A 16,278-nucleotide genomic window follows, 5' to 3' on the forward strand; every position below is an offset into this window, starting at 1 on the left:
GACTCAATCACGAGGGTTATCTCCATGGTTTTGATTGAAAGTTCGCACTTCCATCAAAGTCGATAACCCTCACTTTTTTCAAGTCAGGTGTCAGATCAAGTCGGAACTAGCACAGGTAAGGTGATCATCTTCGCTAAGTTCTACTGTTGGTCCCTTGCTCATTGGCTCTTCTTCTTCCTGCGTTGAACGCTCTTTTAGCGATGACGGGACACTGCCGGTGCTTGACGCTACGTGTGCTCTGCCGAGAAGCAGGCACAGCTACGCAACCTCGAGATGATGTTCCCAAGCCACCACTTACGATGACGACCTGATTTAATCAACAAGAACATATTCCTAGGTTCCTCAGAGCATTCGCTACTCCATTGCTATGCAGCTTGCGTACGGTACCGTACGGATGGGGCCGTCCAACCAAAGACGCGGAATGAAGTCGCACGGGAGGGTTCGGAGAAACACCGGCCACGGGACCGTCGCGCGCCCTACGTTCCGACACAGCTCAGTGCTGCGACGTTCCTGTCCCTTTCTTAAGCGAGCGCAGTCGGTATTCGGAATGTTGTAGGCTGCATCTTCGTCGGTCGGCGAGAATATCTGATCGCGTGAGCGGCTTAGGTAGAGGCTGCGGCACGTGCGCGCCAGATGGTCTCGTAGGAGGCAGGTCAACCTCCTTGCGTGGGACACGGAGCGGCGGGCCTGGCTGGCCAGCCGCAGAGCACTCAGCGCAAGTAATGCAGAAGATTGTACTGAAGGAACAAGTACGGGTTGTGGCCCCGCTGTTGTGCCTCATCGATACCGTCTACGTCGATCCGGATCGAGATATCCGTCTCAAACGACGCGTCTATACAGAGCCTCGTGAATCCGATCCTCTCCTTGAGGACAATTAGGACGCGTTCTAGGTATTCAGCCCGCGATACAGTCACCCAGTCTGTTTCTGGTGATGGCAAGTCTGTGGTGTGGGTCATGAGAGTGCTCCTTTCGCTGTTTCTCTTCTTCACGGGTCGGACCATTCCGGCCTCGTGCCAGTCTGGCGGACAGGAGAAAGGCCGGTGTCAGCCTGTTTTGTTGGGGGACCGGTTAGCCGCACCCGTGTCGCGCTCGCGACTCGGTGCTGTGCGGCTTACGAGGAAAATAGGTTGAGGGCGGCCGCCTGTCTGCCAGACTGGCAGTTAGGAGGCTGGAGATGGCGTGTCTGGGACCGAGGGAGAGAAACGGCGAGCACGCGGTCGGCCACCGAGACCTATCGGATCTGCACCGAGAAGGACAGGTCATGCAGTTAGTGTGTTTCCTGAACAGCGGCTGGGGTGCCCTCTTGGCAGCGGAAACACCGATAGAACGTTACGTCAGTCGAGGCGGCGCGTGAGCAGTCGTGCGATGTAGCCGATCAGAGTTGCTTCATTGCGGCTCCCACCATGGAGCGGCCAACTGTTGCGTAGGGCCAGCGCCAGTGTCACCAGCGCAATGGATAGACCTGACCAGTGCACGAGCCGCTCCAGCCGCGCAAACCGAACCTCCAGCACTGGTAAAAGTGCACTCGAGCTTCCCGTAGCAGCCTGGGGGTCAGGCGTCAGCGCACCAATCATCATCGGGAGCGGGAAAAAGAACACGATCGCGGGGGTGCCCCCAACGACAAGTATCCCGTCGGGAAGCCAATTAATCGCGGCGCGCGCAAAATCGATAGGCAGCATCCGCAGACCCGTGTTTCTTCCTCGTCTTCTTCCCATTCTTGTGCTTTTCCCGTTGCAGGCCAATCAGGGCTAGTCGTGCAGCCACCCATAAACGTGGTGCGAATAACCGGGGCGTTATCGCACTTGCAAAGGACTAATACTCATAACAGCTCGTTCTCCTGCCATCCACCCGCCAGGTCCATGCACGACGTCTTTATCTCTCATGCGACTGAAGAACACGTAAAGGCGGAGCAGGTTGCTGCTGCGTTACGCAAGCGGGGATGGTCCGTGTTTCTGGCATCCAGCTCCCTTCGGGCCGGTGCGCACTTCCTCAGCACCATTGACACCGAGCTGCAGGCTTGCACGGCAACCGTTGGGCTATGGTCGGCCGAAGCACTCAGTCGGTACTGGGTCCAAAACGAGTGCAACGTCGCAGCGGGCCTCGATAAGCTTGTGCTAGCGCGATTGGATCGCACGCGCCTGACCGTGGATCTGTCAGGACGGCACGCGCTTGATCTCTCGGACTGCACTGATCCTACGAAATCCAAGAACTGGCCAGCCGTAGCTCAGGCAGTGGCGCTGCTGATCGCTTCGGATGCGCAGCCCACAGCCCCGGAACCGAACATGCGCCCCGCTTCTTTTGCCGAGGCTTCGGCTCCGCGATCGCCCATACGGCGACGCATATTGGCCGGCGGTTCTGTCATGCTCCTCACAGCGCTCGCGGGGTTGGGGGTTGTAAAGACCATCACCGCCAACCCCCTGACCTTCGAACTCTTTACCGACAAGGCTGGGGCGTACCGTTTCCGTCTTACGGGTGAGGAGCAACAGATTCTGCTCAAGAGCCAGGGCTACACATCCGAGCGAGGTGCCCGCAACGGGATTGCATCGGTACGCGAGAACGCGATGCAGGATGAGCGCTTTGTCCCTAGCACCGCATCGAACGGCATGTACTACTTCAACCTCAAGGCAGGCAACAGGCAGATCATCGGGACGTCATCCCACTACGCGGAGGTGGCGAGCCGGAATGCAGCCATCGCGGATGTGAAGCGCTGGGCCGCGCAGGCGAGCCTGGCTGAACAGACTCCGTAGCCGAGGCCAGCGCGTTGTGACAAGACAACGCGCTCGGCTTCGGCTTGGGCGTTACGCGGCTCGTGGCAGATCGGTCTCCATGAGGCGTTGGCGGGCGATATCGCAGTAGCCTGGTTCCAGCTCGATGCCAAGGTAACGGCGTCCAAGGTTGGCCGCGGCGACGGCTGTGGTACCAGAGCCGAGGAACGGGTCCAGAACCACATCGCCCGGCTGGGAGAAGGCCGTGATCAGCGGCGCGATCACCTCTTCTGCTTTTTGTGTTGGGTGCAGCCGGTTGCCCGTATCGGTCCAATGCTGAATGTCGGCGATCGGATCTTGCGGCGGGCGTGGTTTGCCCTTGGTCAGCACATAGGCGGCTTCGTGACAATAGCGTGTGTGGTGGCTGCTTGAGGCATAGCGTTTGGCCCAGACAATCCGACCGGCAATTTTGAAGCCGGATCGCTCCCAGGCGGTGGCGAACCGAGGCATCGCACTCCAGCCGCAAAAGCTGATGCAGAAGCTGTTGAGCTTGAGGACGCGGTAGAGCTCCGGAAAGACCGGGAGCACCCCGTTAGGCTCTGTATCGTTGCGCACAGCGCGGTCGTATCGGTCGCGATAGTTGCAAAGGTAAGGCGGGTCTGTGACCACGAGGTCAACGGTTTCGCTGGCGCGGCTCGGCAGAATAGTGATCGCGTCGCCGCAGATGATGGTGTTGTCGTCCATGACATCTCTCCTTCCTTGGTAGGGAGGGGGCCTAGCGGCCCGCCTCCGGGTTGTCGTTTCTGTTGGGAAAGACGTAGAACCCGCCTTCGATAACCTGGGTACCGTAGAGCTTCACGTAGAACTTGCCGTCCTCGTGGGCCCAGGCGACGCCGAGGGTCTCGAAGTCGGACTTGCGGCCAGGTCCACGCTTCTTACGGACGATGTGAGTCGGGCGATTGCTGTCCTCGGGCACGGGTGGCTGCTCGTAGGGCGTGGTGGTGGTTTCGGTTGTGTTGGTCATGAGAGTGCTCCTTTCGCTGTTTCTCTTTTGTACGGGCCGGACCATTCCGGCCTCGTGCCAGACGACCGGCGGACAGGAGAAAGGACGGTGTCAGCCTGTTTTGTGGGGGACCGTTTAGCCGCACCCGTGTCGCGTCAGCGACTCGGTGCTGTGCGGCTTACGGGTAAAACAGGTTGATGGCGGCCGCCTGTCTGCCAGACTGGCAGTTAAGAGGCTGGAGATGGTGGTGCGCGGCCCGGGGAGAGGAAGGGCGGAGGATGCCGCAATGCGCTGACAGGGAAATCTTACAAGTCAGTAGCAGAACACGGCCCGGATCTTGTGCCGATCAGCGTACGCAGCGGAGCGCTAGCGGTCGTGTCGAATGCAAAAGCCAACGTAACCAGTGACCGTGCACATCGCAGTAATCCAGATCGCCCACTAGGGCACCGCTCCATCTAGCCCAGCATATCGAGGACGCGCGAAGATAACCGTGCAATTCAATGCCGATCTAGTTACAGACCTTTGACCAAAAGCGGAATACCGGAACTGATCCGCGGCCCCCTCAAAGACCTTGACTTAACCGCACGGATGTGTTTCGGATATGAGTCAGGGAGACACCATCGTTATCCCAGGTGGGGTTCTTCACGAGTTTCATTGCAGAGAAGGCGAAGGAATGAGATACGTTGCCCTCGAATACGGAGACAATGTTGACGGACAGATGCATCGCTACACGTGAGGCGAGCGCGAGGCGCCCCTAACCCTCAAGCACGGAACCTCGCAGTCGCCCAGAGCGCTAGATCGACATAGTTGGCTCGTGCAACCGGAGTTTTGCAGTTCATCCAAGTCCTGCTTCTGAGGTTCGAAGTTTGGCGAATGGGGTGCCAGGGCCTGAGCGGCGAAGTGTTAGTGAGTCAGTCAGTAGAGGGGATAGCAGTTCTTCGGGCGCACGATTGTCACTCTATGCCGCGCTCGTGTAATGGCCACCCGCAGGAGGCGGCGCGTACTCTCGAAGGGTGGCTCTTCCTTCTTTGGATCGAACAGCACCCCTGCGTGCTGTCGCTCCGCGATCACGACCCCATCGAATTCTTTTCCCTTAGATTTGTGCATCGACATGAGCACACACCCTCGGGGTTCCAGATCGGGTGCAAGCAACCGCTGGGTCTCCAGAGTCCTTGAGACGAACAACTTCGCGCCTGGGTAGCACCTACCGACCTCATCCCAACGATCAGCGAGGCCTAGTCCTAACTCATCTGTCATGCGAAACAGTCGCAGCATCCTGGATTCCTGGACTATGTCTGGTAGCGAAGATCGATCCAACACGTCTCGAGACCTTCTCCAGTCCTCCACGGGATCCCCCCGCAAGAGCTCTTTCTTCTCCCTCCAACAAGTGAGCAGGGCGCGTTCGACGTTCAGCCTCGGGCTCCTCTCGGCACGCACGCGGTCCGCGCTTTCGCGGTACTTGCGAGCCTTGTCCGCCGCACCTTTGCTTTTGTCCGGTCGCAGCGCCACTTTCAGCCTGTAATAGGCTGCGAGTGCCTCGAATGTGCGCGCGACATCCTCGCTGATGGTGCCCTCGCGCCATTCCATCACTGACGCAATCACAGTACCCGCAGCGGCTGCTACTTCGGCGTCCCACACAACAGTGTGGAATATCGGACGGAGTTCCCTCCTGTTGTACTGATGCGTTTCACTTAGAATGCTGGATATAGTTGCCACCAGAGGATTCGACCGCGCGAGCACCACCACGGTGGGGTTCTCCACGCCCTGTTGGCGCAGCTTGGAGAAAGTGAACACCACCTCCGCATGGACGGTACTTGGAAACGCATTCTCGTAGCACGTTGAGACTGTTACCTCTTTGCATGGTGCTTTCGGCGAGCGATTCCTCAAGACCGCGTTGGCGAAATCGAGGATTCTACCGCCTGGGCTTCTATGGTTGTCAGCGCCGAGATCGAACACCGTCGGGGCAAGCGCATCCTTGGACATCTCCACCCGCTTGGGATCGATGGTGCTCTGATAGTCAAATATGCGCTGGTCGGGATCGGCCAGGCAGATCAGTGTCGCATGGTCCCGAAGTGCGTGTACCATGCGCCACTGGTCATCGTCGGTGTCCTGAAACTCATCAACGATAATGATTGGATACCGATTAGACACTAGGCATCGCAATGCCCTACAACGCTCAAGTAGCGTACTTACTCCGTGCGCGAAGACATCGAAAGTTGCACGAGACTCTTCAGCAAGAAGGCGCTCCTGTTCAGTTCGCCAGTTCGGCCCTCCAAAGTCTGCTTCCAAAACTCGTGCGTTGCTTGGATACACGATTTTTACCGGTTTGCGTGTGAGCAGCCGGCCATGAGATCGCAGAAAGTCGAGGCAGAATGCATGATAGGTATTGACTTCGATCTGTCGCCGCTCACTCTGCGAGAGCAGGTCTGCACTACGCTTCGATACCTGTTTGACGGCCGCTCGCGAGAAGCTCAGAAAGAGCACGCGCTGCTCAGGTAGCAGCCACTGACACAATTTCTTCGCTTTAAGCAGCGCTATCGTCGTCTTACCTGACCCCGGCCCTCCCAAGACGAGAAGATGGCCTTCTGTGTCGAGAATTCTCTGTCGAGTTGCATCAAGCTGTATCGTCAAGTTGAGCCCTTCCCAGGGTTCTCTTTGGAAGCACTTGCGGCAACATCCGAGGTATCACTTCCACCGGCGGTGTTTGTTGGTGGTGCTTCACGCGTTTCTTGGTGTACGGCCCTCAAAACTTCCACAATGCTGGAAGGGAGCTCCTTCTCAGTCTGACATGCACCAACTGCGAAGGCGGCGTAGGGGCGGTTTGCCCCCTTGCGGGCCTTCAGCACCTTCGACGCAAGGGCTCGGACGCTCGCGTCGTCCATCTCCGCCTTATAGACTCCGGCCTGTTCAGGGTAATCCCCATAACTCGTCGCGGCCGACAGGAATCCCCGGAGTCTGTGAATCGGCATCTCCGCCGCGATTAGGCTCTCGATACCTAGGTAGGGCGATTCCCACTGTTGAACATAGTCATTCAGCTTCTCCGCTTTCTCGCTAGAGAATGGCGTCTTTTGCTTGTCGTAGAATGCGAACGCAGGTTTACCAAGAGCCTTGAAGAAGGGCCCAAGATCCGGAACTGCATTGTCGGCATCGACACTAAAGACCGATACACCAGCCAGGTCCAGGTGTTCATAGTCGTTTGGGGTAGCTCCTTCAAGGACGGTTGAGGCTTGGACAAACATGGCAGCTTCCGTCGGTCCTTCGACGACCAACACGCCTCGACTTAAGACGGCTTCTGCCAAAGGCCAGCGGTTACGACGGAGCACTTTGCCACCGACCGTATCGACCGGGAGGTAGCTCCCTGTAAGCTCCGCATCCGATGACCGACTCAAGGCCAACACCTGACCCGGCTGAAACTGCTCAATAATGTAAGGGGAGTGAGAGGTAACGATCGACTGTCCCATCCTATCTAGGACGTACTTGCACACCCTTCGTTGTACATGCGGCGGTATCGCGATCTCAGGCTCTTCCATAGCGAAGATCACCGATGTCCCGCCTCTCAGATCTGCTATGAAGGTGAGCAGAGAGAAGACAAGCAAGTTGATGGATCCGGTACCCAATCGCTCAAAGGGAAGCTGATGCGGAGCTGGATGCGTAGCAACAAACAGCCGCACGACTTCGCGCAGATTCTCGCGGGTGAGGTTAGATGCGAAGAACGCTGTTGGATCAGACTGCGCATCTAAGTTTACGAATCGAGACAGTCTCTCTTCGATTTCCGTTCTAATACGGCTCAGTTGACTGATCTTCCCAATTGGGGGCGAGAGGTTTCTAAGCGCTTGCAGAGTCTCCTCCCACATTTCCGTGAGTCCGGATGAATCCCCATCTCCGGCGCTTCCAATTCGCAGGATAGTGTCCAGCAGGGAGCCGCGTTGAAGACTGAGTGCGCGGGAACCAGTTCTCTGCGTGCGGAGGAAGAGAAAGCCGCAGTCGCGCTTCTGATCTCGTCCGAAAACCCGGCGGCCGGCACCGAGGCGTAGCTCACTGCCTTCATCGGCATCTTCGTCTACCGGATCCACGGGGTGATCGAAAAAAGTATTGGCGATGAAATCGTCTTCTTTGCGGTCGTATCGACCGATGAAGACAACGGGCAAGACCCACTGAGCATCCGGGCTATCAGCAAGCGATAGGCCTGCGTCCGACTCATCGATCAGCTTCGATGACGCCGCGTCCCAGCGACGTAGGTGGCTATGGAACCTTGCCTCCGCTTGCTCCGAAAGCTCAGATAGTAGCGCACGGATCACGATCTCGACCGGGTTACTCTCGGCATCTAGGTAGGCGCCCTGGTGGAAATCGTGCTCGTTGATTACCGGTCTCCTGAATAGGCGCTCCGGGCCAAGCAAGAGATCGAGAGCTTCGCAGACCGACGACTTACCGACGTTGTTGCCGCCGACCAATAGGGTGTGCCCGGCAAAGTCGATCGTTCCCGCTCGAACTCCTCTGAAGTTCTCAATATGCAACCGGCATACTTTCATGTTCGCCCCATCCGTCATCGGAACTTAATTGCTAACACAATTACTATTCAGATACTAGTTATATGGTGTGCCTGCCAAGTGGATTTGGTGCAGCTGCCCACTTCCAGCACCAAACGCGAAAGTACGGTAGCCGCTGGACTTGAACGGCTCGGCCGTCGCCTGGAAGGAGAATCGCCTGCTCGGCGCGCCGCACTTCATCCTCCGTGAGGATCTTGCGGCTGGTTTCGTGGACGGAGCGGGTGACAGGGTCGAAGAAGGAGGAGCCGATATTGTGGTTCACGACCTTCACGGAGGCCTCGCCTAGCATGTCGGATACGAGCTTGGCCGTCGTTTGGGAGCGGACACCGAAGATCAGCTTCGCTTCGGTCTGGGACAGCAACGTCTCAAGGCTCTCGCGACCATAGGCGTGGGACCATTCCTCCAGCTCCTGGATGATCAACCACAGGATGATCTTGAACTCGCGAGCCAGCGTGAGCAGGCGCGGCAGGCCGTCAATACGGAAGTTGGTTGCCTCGTCGCACAGGACACAGACCGGCTTTCGGTGGCGTGAGCGCATGAGCTCGGTGAAGGCACACCACATCACCAGACCCACCCAAGGCTTGTAGACCTCGATGCGGGTCGGATCGGCCACAACATAGACCGTGCCCTTCTTTCGCTTCAGCTCACCGAAGCGGAAATCCGTGCCACTGACGCTTTCGGCCAGGGCACCGCTGGGAGCGAAGACGTCCACCGCCTGAATGGCACCCTCGCGGAAGGACTCGATCTGACGGGGATCGCCCTCCTCGAGCTTGAGCAGGATGTCATTGGCCAACGAGGCGAGATCGCCATTGAGGATCGTGCTCGTACGGGCGGCTTCAAGCGATGCCATCAGCTTGGCCTTGTCACTCAGCAGCGTGAAGGCCGCCGGCAGGGTCGCAACATCGTCCTTGGAGCCGGCAGGTTGCTCGACCATCGTGACCAAATACAGGAAGACGAAACGCAGGAACTTGCGTGAGCCGTTGCGCCAGAACTGGTTCTCGCCGGGTTGCGGCGGCTCCGGGAGGATTTGCTTCGCCAAGGCCGCGGTATCCGGCATCAAGTCGCGATGGCGCCTAGCATCACGCCACGCTTCGATCAGGATGATGAGCGGGTTGTAGCGAGCGAATTTCTCCCCCTTCTTCGCATGCACCCGGCCAGGATTAAGGATATGGGTCTTGTGGCCGAACTTGCGGCGACGCATCTTCGCGGTCATCACCGCGAGCGTCCCTTTAAGGTCAGGCACGATCATGCTCATGACGGCATGGCAAAGCGCGGGAATGACGAAGCAGGTGGTCTTGCCCTCCCCGGCTGGTGCTAGCACCAGCCCGGAACACTCGATCTCCACGAACACCTTACGTTTATTGTGCCGCCCGGCGAAGAAGCCTTTTGGGTTGTAGAGGCCAGCCTTCCTGACCTCTTTCTCCGAGGCCCAGCCGGCGGTGCCGCCAAGGCCCTTCTTTCGAAATACACGGCTGTAGATCCAGGCCTGCGGGATTGCTCGCAGGATGAAGATACAGAGGCTGAGCGTCTTCAGAACGACAGCAAGCCCGAAGATCACGGGGACAACCCAGAAGGCCCTGCTGTAGATCCAAGGTAGCGTGTAGTAGAGGGCCGCTGCGCAGAAAATGGTCGCGAGCAGCGTACCGCTGAAGGTTGGTTGCTCCTTGCTCATCGATCAGGACCCGTCGGGGGATAGCCCCATGACAGCCAACGGGTCGATGATGGCGAGATGGGGTGCCGTGGTTACGCCAGAGGCAAACGCCTCGGCGACGCCCTCCCCTTTCTTGCCGCGCCTTGCGTCAAGGCGGAACGGATAGGACCAGGTCTGTCCGTTGGCACTAAGGCGCAGTTCAGCCTGAACCCCAGCAAGGGCGGTGCCGCTATAGAAGCTGATCGCGATCTCAAGCTGATGGAGATCCACGGTGCCCGTGAAGCCAATCGTCTCGTACCCGTTGGCCGGACCGTTCTCACGTCCGCCGCGTGGGGCGCGCACATGGTCTTTCCAATGATGCCCTTCCGGCGTAATGCTCTGCCCGTAGTACAGCACCTGAGCCTGCCGGTGCGGTCTGGCATAGATGTCGAGATCGCAGCGCGCGCAATCCCAGGTCAACCCAACCTCCACATTGGTCGCCGCACCGATCATGTCGGCCCGCGGCGGGGTCGTAGTTGGCTCAGCGTCATAGAGGCGCTGCGGGATATCAGCCGGACGCAGTCGGATCATCTCACGCTTCTCACCCTCCTCAAGCACGTAGCCATGGGCAGGCGCATTGGCTCCCTTGCTCGCACGCCGGAGCAATGCTGTGCGATCAGTGTTAAAGCTCGCGAGGCTCATGCCACGCGCCTCTACGTAGAGCGTCCAGAAGCGCTGAACGAAGAAACGGTGGCGATCGCTGTTCCACTGCGCGGAAGGATCCAGCGCCCAATGCAGACGCATTGGCTGAGATCGCGGTGCAGTGTTCTTGGTACCGAAAGGCGTATCGGCGCGGCTGCTATTGATGTGCCCGTCGGACGGCACTAGACCCGTCGCCATCGAGACGGCCGCATCGGCCCGGTCATCGTAGAACGGAGAGCCGAAGACGATCATCTCCAGAGGTGCGTCCGCCGTGTTGGTGTCCTGCACATGACTTAGGAACTGCGGTAGGCGGATTGCACCGAGCAGCGCAGGCTCTGATGCACCCGATGGGGGCCGCGCAGCGTCCGCAAAACGCATTAGCGCGGCCACCGCCTGTCCGTTGTAGGTTAGTCGCGCCTTTGGGCTTGCATAGGCCCGCCCTTCTGGAATGGTAAAGATCGCAATGGTCTGGTTGGACCAGGCGTCAATAAAGGTCGTCGTATCGCCGGGCTCTTGCGCGACAAAATGCTGGAGCGTGGTGGTGATGACTTGACGGACCTGGATCGGCTCCTGATAGGGAGAGATACCGACAGCTGTTTCCCGCGCTGCGCAGGACGGGGCAACGATGAACCACAGCAAACCGAACAGAAAGCCAACTGCAAAACGATCAGAGATCATGAGGGAGACTCCTCTTGTGTGGAAAGACGTTAAATACGGTTGGAGAAGAGATGCGAAGACGCGCTACGCGCTCTGCTGCATACGGGCGCGATAGGAGAGGAAGGCCGCGACGCGATCATTGATCGCCGCATCACGCTTCGCTTCCTCTGCCTTCAGCCGGCCTTGGAGATCGCTGCGGCGGGCAGCCAATGCCTCATGGCCCGTGCGATGGGCCCTGAGCACCCGTGTTGCGTTGATGAAATCAGGGCTCTCGACATAGCTGTCAGGGGCGTAGCGCAAAGCGATGTCTTCCGCTGCAAGGAACAGGGCCGTCGCTGCGAGCAGTTCAGCGGTGAGCTGCAGTCCCACCAGGAGTGAGCCCTTTCCGTTGGACTTGCCGAGCGTGTCCCAGTCAATACCGCCGCTCACGCCAGAGAAGTTCATGGCGAAGGTGATGCACCAGGCCAAGAGCGCAACGCCGGTGAGGATGTACACCACCAGCGCGTAGCGCTTCTTCGTGCGGCTGTACTCGAAAAAGCCGGACACAAACTTGAGGGCCGTCGAACCCGCGGGCAGCAGCCCGGAAAGAAACGCGGCGAGCCAGGGTTGCTCAATAAAGACGGGTTGTCCCGAAGCCATGAGATTGGCGTAGACATTCACTGCGCCCATGCCCAGGGCGGCAGCGAGGCCCGGCAGGATTAGGCAAAAGGAGATCTGATCCTGGAACCGCCATTTGCGAAACCTCACCGGCTTGGGCGCTGGGGTCAGCGCCCCAGCATCAGTGCCTTCCGCGGCGGTCGCATCGTTGCCGGGTGCACTGCTTATGCCGGCAGTGAGGTGCGCGGTGGCTGATTTGATGAACTGCGTCGTGTTTGCGCACTTGGCTTCCAGGGCTTTTTGCCGGGCAAGAGAGTCAGCATAGCGCCCATTAACCTCCTCGCATTCAAGTCTAAGCTGCACGATTGTATGACCGTGTGCGGCATCGTAGGTGTGACCGGCCTGTTCCGCGATCAGCGCACATGCTTCTTGACTTGAGGCATGTAGCGCCAATGCGCGCATCATCTCGTCAGCCTGCGCTCCGGCCGGGCGTGCAGCGACACGGGCGCCCGCCGCGGCGAGTTTGTCTTGCGTGGTGGTTTTCTTGCGCGGCATGGCGCCTCCTCAGTTAGACCGTGGAGACGAGTGTGCGGATAGGGAAAGCAAAAGGTGGGAAACAGCGGCTATCGGAGGCGATTCAAGGCACAGGCAAGTTGTTACGCTGCGCTAGCGAACCCTTAAGCGTAGCGAACGGTCGCGCTGACTTCGGGAAACAGGATAGAATCCGGCCGCTGCGCGCACACCTGGCCAGGGAGGCCGTGCGGCAGGAACGCTGACAGATCTTATCGGCCGTGCGGCCGCAACCAATGACCGGGGTAACACATGACCAAATCAAAACTCTTAAAGACCATCAACGCCATCAAGGTTCACAAATGGCCATCACCGCAGAAACGTGCAGTGATCACAGCGCTCGCGCTTGGTGAGGAAGGAACGAGCGCGCATCTCTCCGCGCTGTTGGACATTCCATTGCGCACGCTGCACGTGCTGTGGTCGTCCCTGCGCGCGGATGGCTGGGTCGAATGGGATGGTGAGCAATACACCGTCAGCGAGGAGGTCAAGGCCACCGTTGCGACGTGGCAGACACTCGCTCAGGCAAGCTAAGGAAGCTGACACAAAAGAAGGCCTGGCCAGCAAAACGCCTGGCCAGGCCCTGTCTGGGGACTGTGAAGGTGCCGACCGTCTAGAACGGCGTCTCGTGGAACACCCCCACCGTCGTTCCCCCATCAGCATCGGGCGGTTTTCTGCCTCCCGGTAGGACTGGCGAGGCCTCAGTCGGGCCAAGCGCGAAGTGCCGGGCGATTGCTGGCTTCTCAATCCGAAAAAACAGATCAATCAACCGCACACGCTCTAGCAAGCGGGGCGTGCGGCGCGGCTCTCCATCTACTGCCTCAAGGTAGTGGGAGAACCATCGCGGATCCTCGCCCAGGATCTTGTCGATATCCGGGATCGGCCAGAGCAGGCGGTTCGGACACAAGATCGTTCCCTCAAACTCGTAGATCGATGTCGCGAGCAGATCCGGCCATTGTCTGCGGGGGACTTTCAGATTACGGGCGGCGATCCACCGCCGACGTGAACAAGGCTTGTCGATCAACTCTTCCTTCGACGTCGCAAAGATGGTGCGTTGGGCCATAAGCATCTCCTTGGTCGTGAGCAACGTGGAGACAGGGTAGGCAACGCACGAAAGCAGCGTGGGAAACAGCAGCACCTCATCGAGACATACACACGATGGTGTGTAATTGATGCGTTTCGTTCGAATGTTCTTGTTTTGTACTACCGAATAGTTCTATAAACATACGCAAATCGCTCGATCTGCGATTCCGATGTCGCCCCAACGGATCGCCTCTCAACCGGATCGAGCCACCTATTTCCCACGTGCCTGCGGGCACGTGGGTATTTTTACCCCTGAAACCCACAAACCGACGACGCATGACCGCAAGGCCCCGCGTGGGCCTTTGCGTCCGTGCATATATCAGAAAGGAAAGGAGACGATGACTATAGACATCGACACCCTAGAAGCCGCAGAGCCGGCTTCAACGAGCGTGCCCCCGCTTAACGCGGGGGAGCGACTGACACTAGATCCAGCGATTTATCGAGATGCGCTGGAGGAACTTTCGCTGAGCGAGGAGCAGGAGAACGCCCTCCTACAGGCGCTATGGGAGATCATGCACATCTTTGTCGAGATCGGCTGGGGCGTTCAGCCGGTTCAGATGATGATCCCCCAGCTTCTCACGCAGAATGTGCTGGACACATCCCAGGCGCTTGAGCAGGATGAAGACGCACCCCACCAAGGAGAAACAACACCGAAAACGAAGGAGGTTTGAATGACCAATGAAGAAAAAGAACGCGCACTTTTATACTGCAGAATTTCGGATCCCAAACAGGGCCGTGAAGGCAGCGGATTGCTTAGTCAGGAGCAACGTTGCCGGGTCGCAGCGACCGAAATGGGCCTTGTTGTAGAAGACGTATTCCGCGATGAGATATCGGGCGGAAGCGAGGTTGAGGAGCGGCCAGGAATGGTTGCCCTGTTGCAGCATCTGAGAAACAACCCCCACCGTCGGTACGTCGTTTTCTTTGACGACCTGAAGCGCTTGTCGAGGTCGACCAAGCATCATCTGATGCTACGGGAACTGATGTCCGATCTCGGTGCACGAGTCGTTTGCCTGAACTACAGGTTCGACGACACGCCTGAAGGCGAGTTTATGGAGACCCTGTTTGCCGCCCAGGGGCAACTCGAGCGCAAACAGATCGGTCGACAGACGCGCCAGAAGACGAAGGCACGACTCGAAGCTGGATTCTATGCGTTCACCGCGCCGATAGGGTTTCGCTTCACCAAAGCAAAGTCCACCGGAAAACTGCTCGTTCATGATGAGCGTGTGGCACCGATCCTAACGGAGATGATGGAAGGATTTGCCTCCGGCCGGTTTCAGACGAAGGAAGCAGCAAGGGTGTTCCTTGAGAACCACCCTGATTACCCCAAGTCCAGATCGACGGGGAAGGTCGGCAACAGCCACGTGCATCGCCTTCTGATCAACCCTGTATACGCAGGCCAAGTAGAATACCTGCCGTGGGGCGTTACACGGCGGAAGGGACAGCACAAGGGTCTCATTAGCTACGAGACATTCGCCCGCATCCAAGAACGTCTGGTCGAGCGCTCACATGCACCAGAACGCAAGGACCTCAATCTGGATTTTGCATGTCGGGGTGGCGTGTCGTGCAGCGGTTGCGGCAACGCGCTGACCGCAGGGTGGTCCAGAAGCAAGACGGGTAAGCGCCACCCATATTATGTATGCCAAACAAGGACTTGTGGCCTAAAAGGGAAGTCAATTCGCCGAGATAAGCTTGAGGGCGAGTTCGCCGAACTGCTGAAGGCTTTGAGTCCATCAAAACCACTCCTCAGTGTAGCCGGCACGATGTTCCGAGCGCTTTGGGACAGGGAAGGTGAGAGGCAACGGCTGCGACGCCAATCATTGGATCAGCAGATGCGTGAGTTGGATAAACAGCTTCAACTCGTTGTGGACCGCCTTGTCGATGCACGTAGTAGCACAGTCATGAACGCCCTTGAGGAACGGGTCGAAGCCCTTGAAGAGCGCAAGCGTGTGTTGGTGTCCAAAAGGGAGAGTTCTGGGAAACCGCAGAGGTCGTTTGAGGCTATGTATCGAACTTCGATGCACTACCTCAGCAACCCGCATAAGGTCTGGGAATTTGGCGGGTTTGAGGAGAAACGAGCAGTACTAAAGCTGACCTTCACCGAACGCTTGGTGTACGACCGAGAACGTGGGTATCGAACCCCGTCTCTTTCCCTGCCTTTCAGGGTTTTGGGGGCGTTTTCACAAGAGAGTCCCCTGATGGTGCCCGGGGCGGGACTTGAACCCGCACTTCCTTACGGAAAGCGGATTTTAAGTCCGCTGCGTCTACCAATTCCGCCACCCGGGCCAGCTGGCGCTGGCAGATGACGCCGGTCATCCGCTCACGCGAGCCAATTCTACCCCGAGTCGATAGCAACCGATGCCCCAAGCCGGTAACCCGCCCACCGAGGCGAACTCGCCCTGCGGCGGCCAACGCCGATCAGGCGGCGATCCCCTCTGCCTCGAAGTCCTTCAGCGAGCGGCGCGCCATGGCGAGGTTCGCTTGCTTTCGATTCAGCGCCAAATAGAAGAAAAGCTCCGGGTTCTTCGCCAGCGGGCGGATCAGGTGGTACTGCTCATCGAGGGTGATGAGCACATCCTCGATGTCGCCCGCCACGCCGAGCTGCTTGGCCACGCGGCGCTTGGCGCGGACCACGTCGGTGTTGCCCGCCGCCGCCACCTCTAGGTCGAGGACGCTGTTGGGGGTAGCGCCAAGGAGCATGCCGCTCTCGGCGTCCACGAGGGCGGCGCCGATGAATCCGTCGACTTGCGTTAGGCCAGTGAGGTCGTATTTGTCCATGATCAGGGTCTC

14 protein-coding genes and 1 tRNA gene are annotated in these 16,278 nt (G+C 58.6%); 3 read left to right on the forward strand and 12 right to left on the reverse strand.

Annotated elements, in window-relative coordinates:
• Nucleotides 1–710: 710 nt before the first annotated feature.
• Nucleotides 711–956: a hypothetical protein gene (locus AAGA68_23655; GenBank protein ID MEM9388072.1), complete on the reverse strand. Its 246-nt coding sequence runs from the start codon at nt 954–956 to the stop codon at nt 711–713.
• A 378-nt stretch (nt 957–1,334) separates the two neighbouring features.
• Nucleotides 1,335–1,679, reverse strand: coding sequence for a hypothetical protein (locus tag AAGA68_23660; GenBank protein MEM9388073.1), 345 nt, complete (start codon nt 1,677–1,679; stop codon nt 1,335–1,337).
• A gap of 681 nt (nt 1,680–2,360) precedes the next feature.
• Here AAGA68_23660 and AAGA68_23665 point away from each other — a divergent pair.
• Complete coding sequence (locus AAGA68_23665; GenBank protein ID MEM9388074.1) at nt 2,361–2,747, forward strand: YegP family protein; 387 nt, start codon at nt 2,361–2,363, stop codon at nt 2,745–2,747.
• A 51-nt stretch (nt 2,748–2,798) separates the two neighbouring features.
• Here AAGA68_23665 and AAGA68_23670 read toward each other — a convergent pair whose 3' ends face one another.
• The 7 genes from AAGA68_23670 to AAGA68_23700 all read right to left on the reverse strand — a co-directional run bounded on the left by AAGA68_23670 (nt 2,799) and on the right by AAGA68_23700 (nt 12,396).
• Nucleotides 2,799–3,449: a DNA methyltransferase gene (locus tag AAGA68_23670; GenBank protein MEM9388075.1), complete on the reverse strand. Its 651-nt coding sequence runs from the start codon at nt 3,447–3,449 to the stop codon at nt 2,799–2,801.
• Nucleotides 3,450–3,480: 31 nt separating this feature from the next.
• A complete protein-coding gene (locus tag AAGA68_23675) occupies nt 3,481–3,729 on the reverse strand; it encodes a hypothetical protein (protein ID MEM9388076.1) in 249 nt (82 codons plus the stop codon).
• Between the two features lie 894 nt (nt 3,730–4,623).
• The gene (locus tag AAGA68_23680; GenBank protein MEM9388077.1) at nt 4,624–6,339 is read right to left on the reverse strand and encodes an ATP-dependent helicase; all 1,716 of its coding nucleotides are present in this window, start codon (nt 6,337–6,339) and stop codon (nt 4,624–4,626) included.
• Entirely contained in the window at nt 6,336–8,237 is a 1,902-nt protein-coding gene (locus AAGA68_23685) for an AAA family ATPase (GenBank protein MEM9388078.1), read from the reverse strand. Before AAGA68_23685 ends, AAGA68_23680 begins: the two co-directional genes overlap by 4 nt.
• Nucleotides 8,238–8,295: 58 nt before the next feature.
• Nucleotides 8,296–9,927: a type IV secretory system conjugative DNA transfer family protein gene (locus AAGA68_23690; protein ID MEM9388079.1), complete on the reverse strand. Its 1,632-nt coding sequence runs from the start codon at nt 9,925–9,927 to the stop codon at nt 8,296–8,298.
• Between the two features lie 3 nt (nt 9,928–9,930).
• On the reverse strand, nt 9,931–11,265 hold the full coding sequence (locus tag AAGA68_23695) for a hypothetical protein (protein MEM9388080.1): 1,335 nt from the start codon (nt 11,263–11,265) through the stop codon (nt 9,931–9,933).
• 63 nt (nt 11,266–11,328) lie between these two features.
• Nucleotides 11,329–12,396 carry a hypothetical protein gene (locus AAGA68_23700; GenBank protein MEM9388081.1) on the reverse strand — a complete coding sequence of 356 codons (1,068 nt, stop codon included), beginning with the start codon at nt 12,394–12,396 and terminating at the stop codon, nt 11,329–11,331.
• Between the two features lie 267 nt (nt 12,397–12,663).
• On the opposite strand from AAGA68_23700, the gene AAGA68_23705 reads away from it, so the two are divergent.
• The gene (locus AAGA68_23705) at nt 12,664–12,942 is read left to right on the forward strand and encodes a hypothetical protein (protein MEM9388082.1); all 279 of its coding nucleotides are present in this window, start codon (nt 12,664–12,666) and stop codon (nt 12,940–12,942) included.
• Between the two features lie 79 nt (nt 12,943–13,021).
• On the opposite strand, the gene AAGA68_23710 is transcribed toward AAGA68_23705, so the two are convergent.
• Complete coding sequence (locus AAGA68_23710) at nt 13,022–13,471, reverse strand: hypothetical protein (GenBank protein MEM9388083.1); 450 nt, start codon at nt 13,469–13,471, stop codon at nt 13,022–13,024.
• Nucleotides 13,472–13,829: 358 nt separating this feature from the next.
• Here AAGA68_23710 and AAGA68_23715 point away from each other — a divergent pair, with 358 nt between their 5' ends.
• A complete protein-coding gene (locus AAGA68_23715) occupies nt 13,830–14,162 on the forward strand; it encodes a hypothetical protein (protein ID MEM9388084.1) in 333 nt (110 codons plus the stop codon).
• Nucleotides 14,163–15,687: 1,525 nt separating this feature from the next.
• Here AAGA68_23715 and AAGA68_23720 read toward each other — a convergent pair.
• A tRNA-Leu gene (locus AAGA68_23720) sits at nt 15,688–15,774 on the reverse strand.
• 132 nt (nt 15,775–15,906) lie between these two features.
• Nucleotides 15,907–16,266, reverse strand: coding sequence for a roadblock/LC7 domain-containing protein (locus AAGA68_23725; protein ID MEM9388085.1), 360 nt, complete (start codon nt 16,264–16,266; stop codon nt 15,907–15,909).
• Nucleotides 16,267–16,278: the final 12 nt, after the last annotated feature.

This window comes from Pseudomonadota bacterium (assembly GCA_039193195.1).
Lineage (GTDB): Bacteria > Pseudomonadota > Gammaproteobacteria > Steroidobacterales > JBCBZW01 > JBCBZW01.